General features: G+C 74.4%; 13 protein-coding genes. 2 read left to right on the plus strand and 11 right to left on the minus strand.

Annotation, left to right across the window (positions count from 1 at the left end; all coding sequences use genetic code 11):
- Window positions 1-21: 21 nt before the first annotated feature.
- The 3 genes from ACIBBA_RS20970 to ACIBBA_RS20980 are packed head-to-tail and all read right to left on the minus strand — an operon-like array spanning window position 22 to window position 2,681.
- Window positions 22-687, minus strand: coding sequence for a response regulator transcription factor (locus ACIBBA_RS20970; protein ID WP_350876195.1), 666 nt, complete (start codon window positions 685-687; stop codon window positions 22-24).
- Entirely contained in the window at window positions 684-1,928 is a 1,245-nt protein-coding gene (locus ACIBBA_RS20975; RefSeq protein WP_396699478.1) for a sensor histidine kinase, read from the minus strand. Before ACIBBA_RS20975 ends, ACIBBA_RS20970 begins: the two co-directional genes overlap by 4 nt.
- A gap of 51 nt (window positions 1,929-1,979) precedes the next feature.
- Window positions 1,980-2,681: a DUF305 domain-containing protein gene (locus tag ACIBBA_RS20980; protein ID WP_396699480.1), complete on the minus strand. Its 702-nt coding sequence runs from the start codon at window positions 2,679-2,681 to the stop codon at window positions 1,980-1,982.
- Between the two features lie 139 nt (window positions 2,682-2,820).
- On the opposite strand from ACIBBA_RS20980, the gene ACIBBA_RS20985 reads away from it, so the two are divergent.
- Entirely contained in the window at window positions 2,821-4,272 is a 1,452-nt protein-coding gene (locus ACIBBA_RS20985) for an LVIVD repeat-containing protein (protein ID WP_396699484.1), read from the plus strand.
- A gap of 78 nt (window positions 4,273-4,350) precedes the next feature.
- Here the strand turns inward: ACIBBA_RS20985 and ACIBBA_RS20990 are convergent, their stop codons facing one another.
- Complete coding sequence (locus ACIBBA_RS20990) at window positions 4,351-5,355, minus strand: linear amide C-N hydrolase (RefSeq protein WP_396699486.1); 1,005 nt, start codon at window positions 5,353-5,355, stop codon at window positions 4,351-4,353.
- A gap of 151 nt (window positions 5,356-5,506) precedes the next feature.
- Between ACIBBA_RS20990 and ACIBBA_RS20995 the strand changes: the two genes are divergently transcribed.
- Window positions 5,507-6,736, plus strand: a complete 1,230-nt coding sequence (locus ACIBBA_RS20995) for an SLC13 family permease (RefSeq protein WP_396699488.1) — start codon at window positions 5,507-5,509, stop codon at window positions 6,734-6,736.
- A gap of 26 nt (window positions 6,737-6,762) precedes the next feature.
- Here ACIBBA_RS20995 and ACIBBA_RS21000 read toward each other — a convergent pair whose 3' ends face one another.
- The 7 genes from ACIBBA_RS21000 to ACIBBA_RS21030 all read right to left on the minus strand — a co-directional run bounded on the left by ACIBBA_RS21000 (window position 6,763) and on the right by ACIBBA_RS21030 (window position 13,916).
- Window positions 6,763-7,236 (minus strand): DUF1203 domain-containing protein, encoded by a 474-nt coding sequence (locus ACIBBA_RS21000; protein WP_396699490.1) that lies wholly within the window; start codon window positions 7,234-7,236, stop codon window positions 6,763-6,765.
- Window positions 7,237-7,349: 113 nt separating this feature from the next.
- Window positions 7,350-8,597, minus strand: coding sequence for an RNA polymerase sigma factor (locus tag ACIBBA_RS21005; protein ID WP_396699492.1), 1,248 nt, complete (start codon window positions 8,595-8,597; stop codon window positions 7,350-7,352).
- A gap of 27 nt (window positions 8,598-8,624) precedes the next feature.
- Window positions 8,625-9,056 (minus strand): YciI family protein, encoded by a 432-nt coding sequence (locus ACIBBA_RS21010; RefSeq protein ID WP_396699708.1) that lies wholly within the window; start codon window positions 9,054-9,056, stop codon window positions 8,625-8,627.
- A gap of 263 nt (window positions 9,057-9,319) precedes the next feature.
- On the minus strand, window positions 9,320-10,930 hold the full coding sequence (locus ACIBBA_RS21015; RefSeq protein WP_396699493.1) for an asparagine synthetase B family protein: 1,611 nt from the start codon (window positions 10,928-10,930) through the stop codon (window positions 9,320-9,322).
- A 4-nt stretch (window positions 10,931-10,934) separates the two neighbouring features.
- Window positions 10,935-11,897, minus strand: a complete 963-nt coding sequence (locus ACIBBA_RS21020) for a DUF5715 family protein (RefSeq protein ID WP_396699495.1) — start codon at window positions 11,895-11,897, stop codon at window positions 10,935-10,937.
- 172 nt (window positions 11,898-12,069) lie between these two features.
- Window positions 12,070-12,879 carry an isocitrate lyase/phosphoenolpyruvate mutase family protein gene (locus tag ACIBBA_RS21025; protein ID WP_396699497.1) on the minus strand — a complete coding sequence of 270 codons (810 nt, stop codon included), beginning with the start codon at window positions 12,877-12,879 and terminating at the stop codon, window positions 12,070-12,072.
- On the minus strand, window positions 12,876-13,916 hold the full coding sequence (locus ACIBBA_RS21030) for a cytochrome P450 (RefSeq protein WP_396699499.1): 1,041 nt from the start codon (window positions 13,914-13,916) through the stop codon (window positions 12,876-12,878). Before ACIBBA_RS21030 ends, ACIBBA_RS21025 begins: the two co-directional genes overlap by 4 nt.
- Window positions 13,917-14,092: the final 176 nt, after the last annotated feature.

Raw genomic sequence — 14,092 nt, forward strand, 5'->3', positions numbered from 1 at the left:
CGACCCAGGTCGTACCGGCGGTCAGCCGCCGGGGACGACCAGGCCGCTCTCGTAGGCCAGCACCACCGCCTGGACCCGGTCGCGGAGCTGGAGCTTGGCCAGGATCCGACCGACGTGGGTCTTCACCGTCGCCTCGGCGACGTGCACCCGGGCGGCGATCTCCGCGTTGGAGAGCCCCTGCGCCACCAGCAGCAGGATCTCGCGCTCCCGGTCGGTGAGCTGGTCGAGTCGCGGGTCCTCGGTGGGGCCCGAGCCGAGCTGCCCGGCGAAGCGGTCGAGCAGCCGCCGGGTGATGGACGGGGCCACCACCGAGTCGCCCTGGGCCACCACCCGGATCGCGGCGAGCAGCTCCTCCGGGGGCACGTTCTTGAGCAGGAAGCCGCTCGCCCCGGCCTGGAGCGCGGCGAACGCGTCCGCCTCGGTGTCGAAGGTGGTGAGCACCAGCACCCGGGGCGGGCCGGCGGGCCGGTCGGCGCAGAGCCGCCGGGTCGCCTCCACACCGTCCATGGTCGGCATCTGGATGTCCATCACCACCACGTCCGCCTCGACCTTGGCGAGCACCCGCAGCGCGTCCGCGCCGTCGATCGCCTCGCCGACGACCTCAAGGTCCGGCTGGGAGCCCAGCACCATCCGGAACCCGGCGCGGACCAGCGCCTGGTCGTCGACGATCACCACCCGAACCGTCATGCCGCGATCACCTCCGTCGTAGCGGAGGTCGACGGTAGCGGCAGCCGCGCCTCGACCTGCCAGCCCCCGCCGGGCCGAGCGCCGGCGGTGAGGCTGCCCTCGTACACCCCGACCCGCTCGCGCATCCCGACCAGGCCGTGCCCGCCGGACGGCGCCGGGTTGACCACCGGCCGGCCGCGCCCGTCGTCGACCACCCGGACCACCACGGCGTCGGCGGCGTGTTCGAGCGTCAGCTCGACGCTCGCGCCGACCCCGCCGTGCTTGAGCGCGTTGGTCAACGCCTCCTGGGCCACCCGGTAGACGGTCAGCTCCACGCCGGGCGGCAGCGCCGGCGGCGTGCCGGTGACCGTGTGCCGGATCCGCAGGCCGGCGGCGCGGAACCGGTCGAGCAGGGTGGGCAGCTCGGCCAGGGCCAGCCGCCGGTGCTCCGGGTCGGCGCTCACCCCGGCGCCGTCCGGCCGGGCCGATGCGTCGGGCGCGGCCAGCGGCTGCGACGGGCTCGGCTCCCGCAGTACGCCGACCAGCCGGCGCATCTCCTCCAGCGCCTGCCGGCCGGTGTCCGCCACCACCTTCACCGCCTGGCGGGCGGTTTCCGGGTCCCGGTCGAGCATGAACCGGGCGCCGTCGGCCTGGACGATCATGACGGCCATGCTGTGCGCCACCACGTCGTGCAGCTCCCGGGCGATCCGGGTGCGTTCGCTGGCGACCGCGGCGCGCGACTCGGCCTCACGTTCCCGCTCCAGCGTCGCGGCCCGCTCCTCGAGGCTGAGCACGTAGAGCCGCCGGGTCCGCACGTTCAGCCCCACCAGCCAGATCGCGCCGGTGACCAGCCCGAAGTAGATCGCGCTGCCCCACCACGGGCCGGGCCCGCGGACCTGCAGCGAGGCGAGCACCACCCCGATGGCGGCGGCGATGCCCGCGAGCACGCCGTCGCGGAGCCGGTCGGCGTACTTGACCACGCTGTAGATCGCGATGAGCACGCCGACGTCGAAGGCGAGCGGTCCCCAGCCGGCGATCACCTGGGACAGCCCGAGCGCCCCGACCGCCACCGCCGTGGCGGTGGGGTGGGTCCGGCGGAACAGCAGGGCGACCGCCATCGCCATCCCGACCAGGGTGGCCAGCCAGCCGCCCGGCTGGGCGACCGCGCCGACCAGGCCGGCGAGCGCGACGATGCCGGAGACGAAGGCGTCGAAGGCGACGCTGCGCAGCGGGCGGCCGAGGAACGTACGGTTCACGGTCACCCAGCGTACTTGCCGGGCTGCGCGGGCGGCGGCGCCGTTCTGGCCGGCCGGTCAGGAGGCGAGGAGCTCACGCATCCGGTCGATCTCCACGGTCTGCTCGGTGGCGACCGAGTTGGCGAACTCGCTGAGCGTCTGGTCGGCGCCGACCTTGAGCAGGTTGGTCGCCATCTCGATGGCGCCCCGGTGGTGCTCGGTCATCATCCGCACGAAGAGCTGGTCGAAGTCCGCGCCGCGGGCCGCCGCGAGCTGCCGCATCGCCTCCGGTGACTGCATGCCCCGCATGGTGCCGTGATCGTGCCCCGCGACCTCGGCGGCGAGGCCCCGGTTCTGCAGCCAGCCGCGCATCATGCCCATCTCCGGGCCCTGGCTGGCCCGGATCCGGTCGGCGATGGCGCGCACGTCCGGGTCGGCGGCGCGCTCCGGGGCGAGCTTCGCCATCTCCAGCGCCTGCGCGTGGTGCGGGATCATCATCCGCACGAACCAGACGTCCATCGAGTTCTGCGTCGTCGCGGCGGGGCCGCGGACCTCCTCGGCGGGGCGGGCGGCTCCCGACTCGCCGGGCCGGCCCGGCACGATGACCGTGATGTCGGTCGGGACCGGGCTGGCCTCGGTCGGGGTGGCAACGGGCGCGGAGACCGGACGCGCGGCGCCCCCGTCGGAGTCGCCACCGGCGCGGACCACGGCCACGATCCCCAGTGGAACGACGACCGCCAGTGTGACGATCGCCAGGGTCCGCGCGCGCCTGCTGGTCATGGGGCCACTCCCTGAGGTCGAGGTCACCGCGATGCTATCCATTGAAGAACCAGGGTGGATGTGACCCGGATCACATCGATGGCCTTGCTTGCCCGGTAAGGTGTCGACAATCGTCATCCCCTTGCGAAGGGCCTCGCCGATGATCAAAACCTCCCCACCCCGGCCACGACAGCTCCGGATCGTGAGCCTCGCCGCGGCCGGCCTCCTCGTCGCCAGCGTCCTGGTGGCCTCACCCAGTAACGCCCAGGTCGCGCCCCAGTCGGCACCGTCCGCCACAGTGGACGTCGCCAACACCATCCCGGGCGTTGACGAGATCGTCAGCAGCCCCAACCTGCGGCAGATCGCCAACGTGCCGAAGGTGGCGCCGCTGGACGCCACCAACAGCGACATCGCCTTCCAGGGCAAGTACGCCTTCGCCGGCAACTACAACGGGTTCGTCATCTACGACATCTCCCGACCCAGCGCTCCGCAGGTCGTGTCCCGGGTGCTCTGCCCGGGGTCGCAGAACGACATCTCCATCCACGGTGACCTGCTCTTCCTCTCCACCGACTCGCCGCGCAGCGACGACTCGTGCAACAGCACGGGGCTGCCGGCGACGGAGAAGCAGTCGTGGGAGGGCATCAAGGTCTTCGACATCAAGAACAAGGCCAACCCGCGCTACATCAAGTCGGTGGAGACCGCCTGCGGCTCGCACACCCACACCCTGGTGCCGGGCAAGGACCGCAAGAACATCTACCTGTACGTCTCGTCGTACAGCCCGCGGGCCGAGTTCCCGGACTGCCAGCCGCCGCACGACTCGATCTCCATCATCAAGGTTCCGCTGAAGAAGCCCACCGACGCGTCGGTGGTCTCCACGCCGAACCTCTTCCCGGACGGTGGTTTCGGGGGCAGCGAGACCGGCTCGGCGACGACCGGTTGCCACGACATCACCGCCTACCCGGAGAAGGACCTGGCCGCCGGCGCCTGCATGGGTGACGGCATCCTGCTCGACATCCGCAACCGGGAAGCCCCGCGGGTGATCAACCGGGTGCGGGACACGGTCAACTTCGCCTTCTGGCACTCGGCCACCTTCAACAACCGTGGCACGAAGGTGATCTTCACCGACGAGCTGGGCGGCGGCGGCGCGGCCACCTGCAACGAGGAGGTCGGGCCGGACCGGGGCGCGGACGCCATCTACGACATCACCGGCCGTGGTGACGCTCGGAAGATGGTCTTCAAGAGCTACTACAAGATCCCGCGCAACAACGCGGACACCGAGAACTGCGTGGCGCACAACGGCTCGCTGATCCCGGTGCTCGGGCGGGACATCATGGTCCAGGCGTGGTACCAGGGCGGCATCTCGGTCTGGGACTTCACCGACTCGGCCAACCCGAAGGAGATCGCGTTCTGGGAGCGCGGTCCGCTCTCGAACGACCAGTTCGTCGGCGGTGGCACGTGGTCCGCGTACTACTACAACGGACACATCTACTCCAACGACATGGTCAAGGGTCTCGACGTGCTCGAGCTCAACGACTGGCGGACCTGGACGGCCAACCTGGTCCGGTACAAGGAGCTGAACGTGCAGACCCAGCCCAGCTACCTGAGCTGGTGAGCACCGAGGCATCGCGGTAACAGCAGCAACCGGGCCCGGCCCCCTGAACGGGGGGCCGGGCCCGGCCACGTCCGGGGGTCAGCCCATGGGCAGCTGGTAACGCCGCTCGGCCCCACCGGTGGCGGTGGTCAGCCGCACCTCGCCGGTGCGCAGGCCGTACGTCACCGACCAGCGGGTGTGCGCCTGCTGGACGAGGCCGAGCACCCGGTGCGCCGCGGCGGCGTCGGCCACCCCGCCGGACTCGGTCATCGCCTGGGCGATCAGCCCGTAGCGGCGGTCCTCGCGGCGCTGCTGCTCCGGGATCCCGGCGACCGGCACATTGGTGAGCGCCTGCCAGTCGCCCCGGCCCCGCTCCACCCGCATCTCACCGTCGACGAACTCGACCACCGCGGACGCGCCGGACGCGTCGGCCAGCAGGTAGTGCAGCGGCGGCCCGCCGTCGAAGTCCAGGTTGTGCGCGGTGAAGACGCCGACCGCCTCGTCCACGGTCGCGGCCCGGTCGAGCACCAGGCGCAGGATGCGTACCGACCCGACGGTGGGCTTGGCCGGGTCACGAGCGGCGCGTGCGCCGTCGTCGGCGGCCAGGCCCACCGCGAGGCCACGCTCGTTCATCCCGTCGAAGGGCAACAGCGGCGCGTTGAGCAGCCGCCGGTCGCCGGCCGGGTCGGCGTCGACGCCGAGGTAGGACATGTCCACCAGCGAGATGGCGGCGTAGCCGTCCGGCGGGTCGGTGCGCAGCACCATCGCCGGGTTGGCGTCCCAGTCGAAGTTGCGGGCGAAGAGCGGTCGGCTCCGGTCGCCGGCGGCGACGAAGAGCGAGCAGCCGAACGGGGTCGCCGGCTTGGCGTCCGTGCCGTCCGTCGGGTCGTAGCGCCCCACGTAGGTCATCTCGTAGAGCGGCAGGTCGTCGACCCGGCGCAGGCTGCCCAGGGTCTGGTCGACCTGGGCCGCGTCCTGCCGGGACGCGCTGGGCGTGCCGGCGGGGGTGGCACCCGGCGGAGTGGGTATGTCCGACCCGGTCGCCGAGCAGGAGGTGAGGGTGAGCAGCAGGGCCAGGGAGGCGGCCGGCAGAGTCCAACGCATATCCATTGGACGCTATGCGCCGGCCGTCCGGTTGTCCACCGCGAGCGACCGCTCGACTCCGGCCGGCAACCGGCGGCGGGGCGGTCAGCCAGGTCACGTCGGCCCCGGGGCCCGGGCTGACCTGCGGTTGGCTGTGCGAGGATCCTCGGCCGTGACCGTCGCCGCCCCCGCGCCGCCCGCCCCGACCGGCCCGGTCCGGCGGCGACGCCGGCCGCACCCGCTGGACGTGGTCGCGGTCGTGCTCGCCCTGCTCGGGGTGGGTTGCGCGGTGACCGGGCTGCTTCCCCGGGCGGAGACCACCGCCACCCTGCACCGGATCGGGCCGCTGCTGCTCTTCCTCGGCACGGTGGTGGTGCTGGCCGAGCTGACCGCGGTCGCCGGGGTCTTCGACGTGCTCGGCACCCGGCTGGCGATCGCCGCCCGGGGCAGCTGGGCGCGGCTCTTCCTGCTCTGCGTGGGCTTCGCGACGGCGACCACCGTCGTACTCAACCTGGACACCACCGCGGTGCTGCTCACCCCGGTCATGCTGGCCCTGGCGCGCAACCTGCGGGTCGCGCCCGCCCCGCTCGCCGTGACCACCGTCTGGCTGGCCAACACGGCCAGCCTGCTGCTGCCGGTGTCCAACCTGACGAACCTGCTGGCCGCCGACCGGATCGGACTGGATCCGGTCGGCTTCGCCGCCCGGATGTGGCTGCCGCAGCTGGCCGCCCTGGCGGTGACCGGGCTGCTGCTCTGGTGCTGCTGGTGGCGGCGCTACCGCCCGCCGGACGGCCGCTTCACCCCGCCGGCCCGACCCACCCCGGCCGACCCGGTGCTGTACCGCACAGCCCTCGCCGGCTGCCTGCTCTTCGTCGTCGGGGTGCTCGCCGAGGTGGAGCTCGGCATCGTGTCGACCGTCGCCGCCGCGCTGGTGGTGGTCGGCTTCGCCGTCCGCTCGCCGGGGACGCTGCGGGCCCACCTCGTGCCGTTGCGGCTGCTGCTCTTCGTCACCGGCCTCTTCCTGGTGATCCAGACCCTGGGCCGGTGGGGGCTGGACCATCTGGTCGCCGACCTGCTCGGCGAGGACGGCGGCTCGGCCGGGCTGCTGCGCGCCGGCGGCACGGGCGCCCTGCTGGCCAACGCGGTGAACAACCTGCCCGCCTACCTCGCGGGCGAGTCGGTGCTGCCGCCGGAGGCCGGGTCCCGGCTGCTCGCCCTGCTGATCGGCACCAACATCGGTCCGCTCGCCGTACCGTGGGCGTCGCTGGCCACCCTGCTCTGGTTCGAGCGTTGCCGCACGGCCGGGGTGTCCGTGCCGCTGACCCGGTTCCTGCTCACCGGTGCCCTGCTCGCGGTGACCGCCACCGCCGCCGCGGTCGGCGCGCTGCTGATCACCGGCTGAGCGCCGCGGCCCGCCGGCCGGCCGGGTCACTCCGCGCGGTCGACCGCGAACATGAAGCAGCCGTACACCACGTTGCGGCTGTGCAGCTGCCGCACCGCCGGGTCGGCGAACAGCTCGGCGATCACCGACTCCGGGTCGGTGCCGTCGTGCCGCCGGCCGCCGTGGATCCGGCCCCGCCGGTCGTACGCCCGCAGCACCTGGGGCCGGCCGCGCCAGGCGGCCGGGTAGCCACCGGCCTGGTCCGGCCCCGGGCAGCCGGTCACGTGCGCGAAGATCGGCCCGATCTCCCGGTACGGGCCGGCGGCGACCGGCGGGGCGTATCCGAAGAGCAGCAGCGCCTCCCCCGCCTCGGCGTCGCGCAGGCAACACCGCAGCGGCTCGCCGCCCCCGGCCACGACGGTCTCGACGGGCCGCCCGGCGGCATCCCGCCCGCTGGAGCAGATGGTGTCGATCAGCGCGGTCGGCAGCGCGCTGACGCGGAAGGTGGTCCCGGTTCTCATGTCCCCAAGCCTGGCCGGGCCGCGGTGGGGTTGCTGGCGGCGATCGGACGTCGCGTTGCCGGGCCACGCCGTTCCCGTCGATGCCGTTCGAGGTGCGGCGCGGGCGCCGGTGGTCACCGCGGGGCGGACGGGTTGGCGGCGGCGGCGCGGGTCATCAGCATCATGCGCTCGTGCCGGGTGGGCGCCAGCCCGGCGGCCCGTTCCAGCTCCTCGGCCGCCTCGGCGTGCCGGCCGAGGCGCAGCAGGAAGTCGGCACGCACCGCGCCGAGCAGGTGGTAGCGGGCCATCCGGGGATCGCCGCGCAGGGCGTCCACGGCGTCGAGGGCCACCCGTGGTCCGTCGACGTGGAGCACGGCGACCGCGCGGTTGAGGTGGGTCACCGGTGACGGGACGAGCTGGGTCAGCGCCTCGTAGAGCGCGAGGATCGCCTCCCAGTCGGTTTCCTCGTACCGGGCGGCGCGGGCGTGACAGGCGGCGATGGCCGCCTGCACGGTGTAGGGGCCCAGTGGTTTGCCCAGCGTTCGGGCGCGGGCCAGGGCGCGCAGCCCGTGCGCGACGAGGGTCCGGTCCCAGCGGGTGCGATCCTGCTCCGGCAGCAGGACCGGTTGGCCGTCCGGCCCGGTCCGGGCCGCGAAGCGGGAGGCCTGGAGCTCCATCAGGGCGACCAGGCCGTGCACCTCGGGCTCGCGGGGCATCAGTCCGGCGAGGATCCGACCCAGCCGGACGGCCTGCTCGGCGAGGTCGCGGCGGATCCACCGGTCGCCGGAGGTCGCCGCGTACCCCTCGTTGAAGATCAGGTAGACGACCTCGAGGACGGCGGAGAGCCGGGCCGGCAGGGCGTCCGCGTCGGGCACCGCGAACGGCACCTCGGCCTCGGCGAGGGTGCGTTTGGCCCGGGAGATCCGTTGCCCGATGGTGGCGTCGGGGACCAGGAACGCCCGGGCGATCTCGTCGGTGGTGAGCCCGCCGACCATGCGCAGCGTCAGCGCGGCCCGGGACTGCTGGGACAGCACCGGGTGGCAGGCGACGAAGACCAGCGCGAGCAGGTCGTCATCGGTCGCCGTGCCCGGGTCCGCGTCGTGCGGCTCGTCGCGCGGAGCCGCGGCGAGCAGCGCGTACCGGTCGTCGCGCAGCCGCTCCCGCCGGATCAGGTCGATCGCCCGGCGCCGGGCGACGGTCGCCAACCACGCTGCCGGCTCGTCCGGTACGCCGTCGCGCGGCCACTGCGCCAGCGCGGACAGGAACGCCTCCTGGGCGACGTCCTCGGCGAGCCCGACGTCGTGCACGAGCCGGGTGAGGGAGGCGACCAGACGCGCGGAGTGCATCCGCCAGACCGCCTCGACCGTGCGCCGCGCGTCCATCGTGGCCTCCCCACCCGTCGCTTGGGCTCAGCTCTGCCCGTGCTGCGCCGTGATCTCGGCGGCGAGTCGTTCGTCGCGCTCGCGCCGCTGCGGGGTGTACTCCTCGCCGAAGTCCTCCGCCTCGTAGAACGGGCGGATCTCCAGGCTCGACCGGATCCCGCTGTTCGGGTCGTCGGGGCACTGCCGGGCCCACTCCACGGCCTCCTCGACCGAGCCGACCTGCCAGACCCAGTACCCGCCGATGATCTCCTTGGCCTCGGTGAACGGCCCGTCCACCACGGAGGTGGTGCCGCCCTCGAATACCACCTCCACCGCCTCAGAGGTCGGGCGGAGGCCGCCACCGTCCAGCATGATCCCGGCCTTGACCAGCCGCTCGTTGTACTCGCCCATCGCCTCGAGCAGCTCCTGACTCGGGGCGAGCCGGTCCTCGTCCGCCGCGGCGGCCTTCACCAGCACCATCACCTTCACAGTGTCCTCCTCGCTCTGGGGCCGGCCGTCCGGCCGGCGCCGTCACCAGGAGGTCGAACGGGCGCTGGCCGGTTTCGACATGGCAGCCGAAGAAAATCGAAAGGGCGGCCGGTCAGCCGCGGTGCACCGCGAGCTGGAGTTCGGCGACGCCCTTCTCCGGCTCATCGGGACAGTAGTCGAGGTGGACCTCACGGGCGAGGCCGTCGGTGCGGCAGCCGTTACGGTGCGCCGTCAGTACTTCGGATCGCCGCCGCTCAGCCCGGCAGCGGGGCCTCGTCGCCGCGGGTACGCCGGGGGCCGACCAGCCGGCGGACCATGGGCGCGGCGTTCCACTTGGCCGCGCCGACCAGGTCCCGGGCGTGTTCGAGCACCGTGTAGTCCGGCCGGGCGATCCCGTGCGCGATGGCCCGATCCAGGTCGTTGCCGCACCGGGTCAGCACGTTGTCGAAGTCGCGCCGGACCGGCTCCAGCAGGTGATAGCCGAACGAGCGGTGCAACCGGGCGAAGAGTGGCTTGTAGAGCCGGACCCGCTCGTGCAGCCCGGAGCAGTAGGACATCGGGTTCTTCGGCCGCTGGCTGATGTAGTCGGGCAGGACGTCGGCGAACGCCCGCCGGACGATCCACTTCTCCTGCCCGTCGCGCATCTTCAGCGCCAGCGGCAGCCGCATGGCCAGCTCGACCACGCTCAGGTCGAGAAACGGAACCCGGGCCTCGACCCCGAGGTCCATGCTGGTCCGGTCCACCCGCTGCAACTCGGTCCGGCCCAGGTTGCGGATCTTGTGCAGGAAGAGCCGGCGGGACGCGGCCGGGCCGACCTCGTGGTACATGGGGTACCCGCCGAACAGCTCGTCCGAGCCGTCGCCGGTGAGCGCCACCTTCACGCCGAGCTGCCGCAGCCGCCGGAACAGCGGTACGGAGACCACCGCGTTGATGATGTCGCCGTACTCGGTCAGCTCGGAGATCCGGATCGCCTCCCGGATGTCGGCCAGCCGGATGTCGCGCGGGCGCAGCTCGACCACCTCGTGCGGCACGTCGAGGTCGGCCGCGAGCCGGCGGGCGTACGCGACGTCCGGACTGTCCGGCACACCGACCGTCACCGCCACGCAGTCCGGGTGCAGTTCCCGCACGTGCAGCAGGGCCAGCGAGCTGTCCAACCCGCCGGAGAGCACCACCCCGACGGTGAGGTCGGTGTCCACCCGCATCCGGATGCTGTCCCGCAGCGCGGCACGGACGAGCAGGGCGGCCTCGTCCGGGTCGTCGATCTCGGGCAGCCCCTGTCCGAGGGTGAGCAGGTCCAGATAGGGGCGCAGTCGGACGTGGCCGTTGGCGTCCGCCCAGCCGTGGTGGCCGGGCGGCACCTCGCCGATCGGCGCGCCGTGCCCGACCAGCGCCTTGACCTCCGAGGCGAGGTGCAGGCAGCCCGGCTTGCGGGCCCAGTACAGCGGCTTGACCCCGAGCGGGTCGCGGGCCAGGTAGGCGCGGCCGGTGGCCCGCTCGACCACCGTGAACGCGTACTCGCCGCGTAGCCGGGTGACCGCGTCTTCGCCCCAGCGCTCGAAGGCGGCGAGCAGCACCTCGGTGTCGCTGCCGGTGCGAAAGCGGTGGCCGAGTCCGGTCAGCTTCACGCGCAGCTCGCGGTGGTTGAAGATCTCACCGTTGAAGCAGAGCAGCCACCGTTCGTCGGTCGAGGTCCACGGCTGCACCGCCCGGTCCCGGTCGACCACCCGCAGCCGGCGGGTGCCGGCGAGCAGGCCGGCCTCGTACCGGGCTTCGGTGACCTCGCCGCGCGGGGCGAGGACGGCGAGCATCCGGCGGAACAGCGCCGGGTCCGCCTCCGGGCCGATGCTCAGCGCGATACCGCACATCGCCTCACACCCCCATCTCGGCTTCGTACGCCCGGCGCAGCCGGCGGCGGGCGGCCGGCGCGAGGCAGAGGTGCCAGGCCTGTCCCTCGTCGATGACGTTGATCTCACCGGCCTCCTGGCGGGCGAGCAGCATCTCGGCCAGGGCCTCGCGGACGCCGAAGCGGTCGAACCAGGCCATCTCCACGTCTACGGCGTAGCCGCTGCAGTGCCCGCTGGGGAGCATGGCGGAGTAGCCGAGGCGGCGCAGCCGGTACTGGTGCTCGGCGCTGCGGGTCAGGCTGGTCACCCAGAGTGGCGGCGTGCCGGACGGGGTGGCCCGGGCGAACTCCCGGCCGAGGTCGTTGAGCAGCGCCACCACCTCCCGGCGGGCGCGCCGGGCGAGCAGCCCCGCGGTACGCGGACTGGCGTCGGGGCGCAGCCGGCGCCGGACCGCTTGTACCCCGCGGCCCAGCACGCTGGCCGGCTGCTGCCGGTAGCGGAAGCTCAGCAGGTCGCGGCGGCGCAGCCACTCCAGGTCGACCAGGTCGGCGCTCGCCTCGACCTGGGTGTCGGTGAGGAACGACGGGGCGTCCCGCCACCACATGACGTCGATGCGGGAGAGCAGGTAGATCCGTACCAGGGCGGCGAGGTCGCGGGCGGAGCTGCGCTCGTTGGGCTGGTAGCGGGCCATTTCGAGCAGCAGCGTCTCGCGGGCGCCGAGGAAGCCCTGCGGGGTCGCGTCGAGCACCGCGGCGAGGGCGGGCTCGCGCAACCGGTCGTCGATCAGCACCTGCCGGGCCGCGGTGCTGGGCGCGTCGGCCAGCGCACCGACCTCGACCAGCAGGTCGGCGACCGCGGCCCGGTAGGCGGCGAGGTCCGGCGCGTCGGCGCGGGGCCGGCCGGGCGGCGTGGGGAGTCGGCGAGCGGGCGTGGCCGGCGGGACGCGGGGGCCGGGCTGCGATCCGGGGCTTCGGCTGGGCACTCGCATGATCGGTCCTCTCCGGTCACGACACAGGGTTGCTCGCCCTGCACACACGGTAATCGGCCGGATGGGGATGAGCCCGAACAATCCTCCTAACAGCCCCGAATGGCGACGGCCCGACAGACGCCCGCCGGCCCGGCGGGGACACGGCAGGGCGAACCGAGGGGGAACGAACCGGTCAGCCGGCCCCGGGCGGCGCGCTCAACCGCTGCACCTCGACGTACGAGGGCGGCTCCGGAGACGCCCGCCCGGGAGCCGGGTCGGCGGCGCGCAGGGCGTCGGCGGCGGCGAGCGCGGCCCCGAGCGCGGCGCGGAACAGCAGCGAGCCGGTGCTGATCCGGGCCACGCCGAGCCGGCCCAACTCGGCGACGGTGGGACCGCCGGGTCGGTGGAGCACGTTCAGCGGGGCGTCGAGGCCCGCGACGAGGATCCCGATCGTGTCGGGGTCCGGGACGCCGGGTGCGAAGATGCCGTCCGCGCCGGCCGCCCGGTAGAGCCGGGCCCGCTCCAGCGCCTGACCCAACGGGTCCGCGACGCCCAGCCACCACGCGTCCGTGCGGGCGTTGACGAAGATCTCCGGCGTCGTGTCCTTGACCGCGGCCACCGCGGCGGCGGTCAGCGCCGGCGGGGCGAGCGAGCCGTCGGGCCGGCCGTCCTCGATGTTGATCCCGACCACGCCGAGAGCGGCCAGCTCCGCGGCGAGGGCGGCGACCTCGGCCGGATCGTCGCTGAACCCCGCCTCGACGTCCACCGTCAGCAGCGCGGGCAGCCCACGCAGCCGACGGGCCAGGTGCAGCGTCTCGGCCCGGGTGGCCGCGGCGCCGTCGGGCAGGCCGGCCGCGGCGGCCACGCCGAGGCTGGTGGTGCCGATCGCCGGATGACCACGGGCGGCGAGCGCGGCGGCCGAGGCGTGATCCCAGGCGTTGGGCAGCAACAGCGGCCGGTCGCCGTGGTGCAGGGCGCGGAACGCGGCGAACGAATCGGTCATCTCGCCACCACCTCGAGCCGGGCCGGCACCCGCAGCAGCGGGTGCGGCTCGTACCGGACCGGGGTCGGTGCGCGGCGGCACCGCTCGCGCAGCACGTCCAGCACGCCGATGGCCAGCGCCAGGGCGTGCCGCTGGCCGGGGCAGCCGCGGTGGCCCGCGCCGAAGGTGAGCGCCGGCACGGCCCGGTCGGGACGGACCATGTCCGGCTCGGCGAAGACCGCCGGATCCCGGTTGGCCGCGTCGAAGCGCAGCAGCAGCCCGGTGCCCGCCGGCAGCTCGACGCCGCCGAGCCGCACGGTGGCGGCGGTGACCCGGCGGGTGCCCCGCACCGGCGGGTCAAGCCGGAGCACCTCGGCGAGCAGCCGGGTCGTGTCGCCGGGCACCGCGGCACGGTCCCGGTCGGGCGGGGGCAGCAGGTGGCGGGCGCCGGCGCCGATCAACCCGGCGCTCGCGTCGCACGCCTGGACCAACAGGCCGATCCGGTTGGCCAGCACCTCCGGCGGGTCGGGCGGGGCCAGGGACACCAGGTCCGCCACCGCCCGGTCGGCCCGGTGGGCCGCCGCCGCGTCGGCGCCGGGCTGGTAGGCGGCGGCGACCACGGTCACCGCCGGCACGGCGGCGTCGGCGTCGGCGAGGCCGAGCCGGGACGCCAGCGCCCGCACGGGTACCCGTCGGGCGAGCGCGCCGGCCACGTCCAGCCGGCCGGCGGCCGCCTCGAGGGCCGCGACGGTCAACCGGGCGGCCTCGGCCCGTAGCTCGCCCGGGTCGACGGCGGCCAGCGCGGCGATCCCGGCCGATCGCCGCGCCGGATGGCGCTCCGGCGGGCTGAACCGGCTCACCGTGCCGCGCAGCCAGCTCAGCGTGCCCGGCGCGCCGGGGTCGGCGACGGGCACCCGGCAGGACGCCTCGGTGAGGGCGGCGCGCACGTCGGCGTAGCGGGTCAGCGTCCAGCCGCCGTCCGGACGGCGGGCGGGTGGTGCGCACGGCGGGGTGTCGGGGACGGGGGCGATGGCGGGCCAGCTCACGGTCGCGGTCACGCACCGACGCTATTCGCGGGACCCTTCGCTCCGCGCCGAAGCGTGCCCCGACCCCCCGACCCGCCCAGCGGTGTGACGCCGGGCAGCGGCCCGCCCGCCGGGGCGCACCCCGCGGGCGACGGGCCAGCGGGCGACGGGCCGGAGCGCGGCCGGGCCGGGGCCGACGGGCGACCCGT

This window comes from Micromonospora sp. NPDC051006 (assembly GCF_044456245.1).
In the GTDB taxonomy this organism is placed as follows: Bacteria; Actinomycetota; Actinomycetes; order Mycobacteriales; family Micromonosporaceae; genus Micromonospora.

Bases quoted from the DNA above. Each gene is read 5' to 3' on its own strand.
- ACIBBA_RS20970 (WP_350876195.1), bottom strand. From the start codon at position 687: ATGACGGTTCGGGTGGTGATCGTCGACGACCAGGCGCTGGTCCGCGCC.
- ACIBBA_RS20980 (WP_396699480.1), bottom strand. From the start codon at position 2,681: ATGACCAGCAGGCGCGCGCGGACCCTGGCGATCGTCACACTGGCGGTC.
- ACIBBA_RS20985 (WP_396699484.1), top strand. From the start codon at position 2,821: ATGATCAAAACCTCCCCACCCCGGCCACGACAGCTCCGGATCGTGAGC.
- ACIBBA_RS20990 (WP_396699486.1), bottom strand. From the start codon at position 5,355: ATGCGTTGGACTCTGCCGGCCGCCTCCCTGGCCCTGCTGCTCACCCTC.
- ACIBBA_RS21000 (WP_396699490.1), bottom strand. From the start codon at position 7,236: ATGAGAACCGGGACCACCTTCCGCGTCAGCGCGCTGCCGACCGCGCTG.
- ACIBBA_RS21005 (WP_396699492.1), bottom strand. From the start codon at position 8,597: ATGGACGCGCGGCGCACGGTCGAGGCGGTCTGGCGGATGCACTCCGCG.
- ACIBBA_RS21010 (WP_396699708.1), bottom strand. From the start codon at position 9,056: ATGGTGCTGGTGAAGGCCGCCGCGGCGGACGAGGACCGGCTCGCCCCG.
- ACIBBA_RS21015 (WP_396699493.1), bottom strand. From the start codon at position 10,930: ATGTGCGGTATCGCGCTGAGCATCGGCCCGGAGGCGGACCCGGCGCTG.
- ACIBBA_RS21020 (WP_396699495.1), bottom strand. From the start codon at position 11,897: ATGCGAGTGCCCAGCCGAAGCCCCGGATCGCAGCCCGGCCCCCGCGTC.
- ACIBBA_RS21025 (WP_396699497.1), bottom strand. From the start codon at position 12,879: ATGACCGATTCGTTCGCCGCGTTCCGCGCCCTGCACCACGGCGACCGG.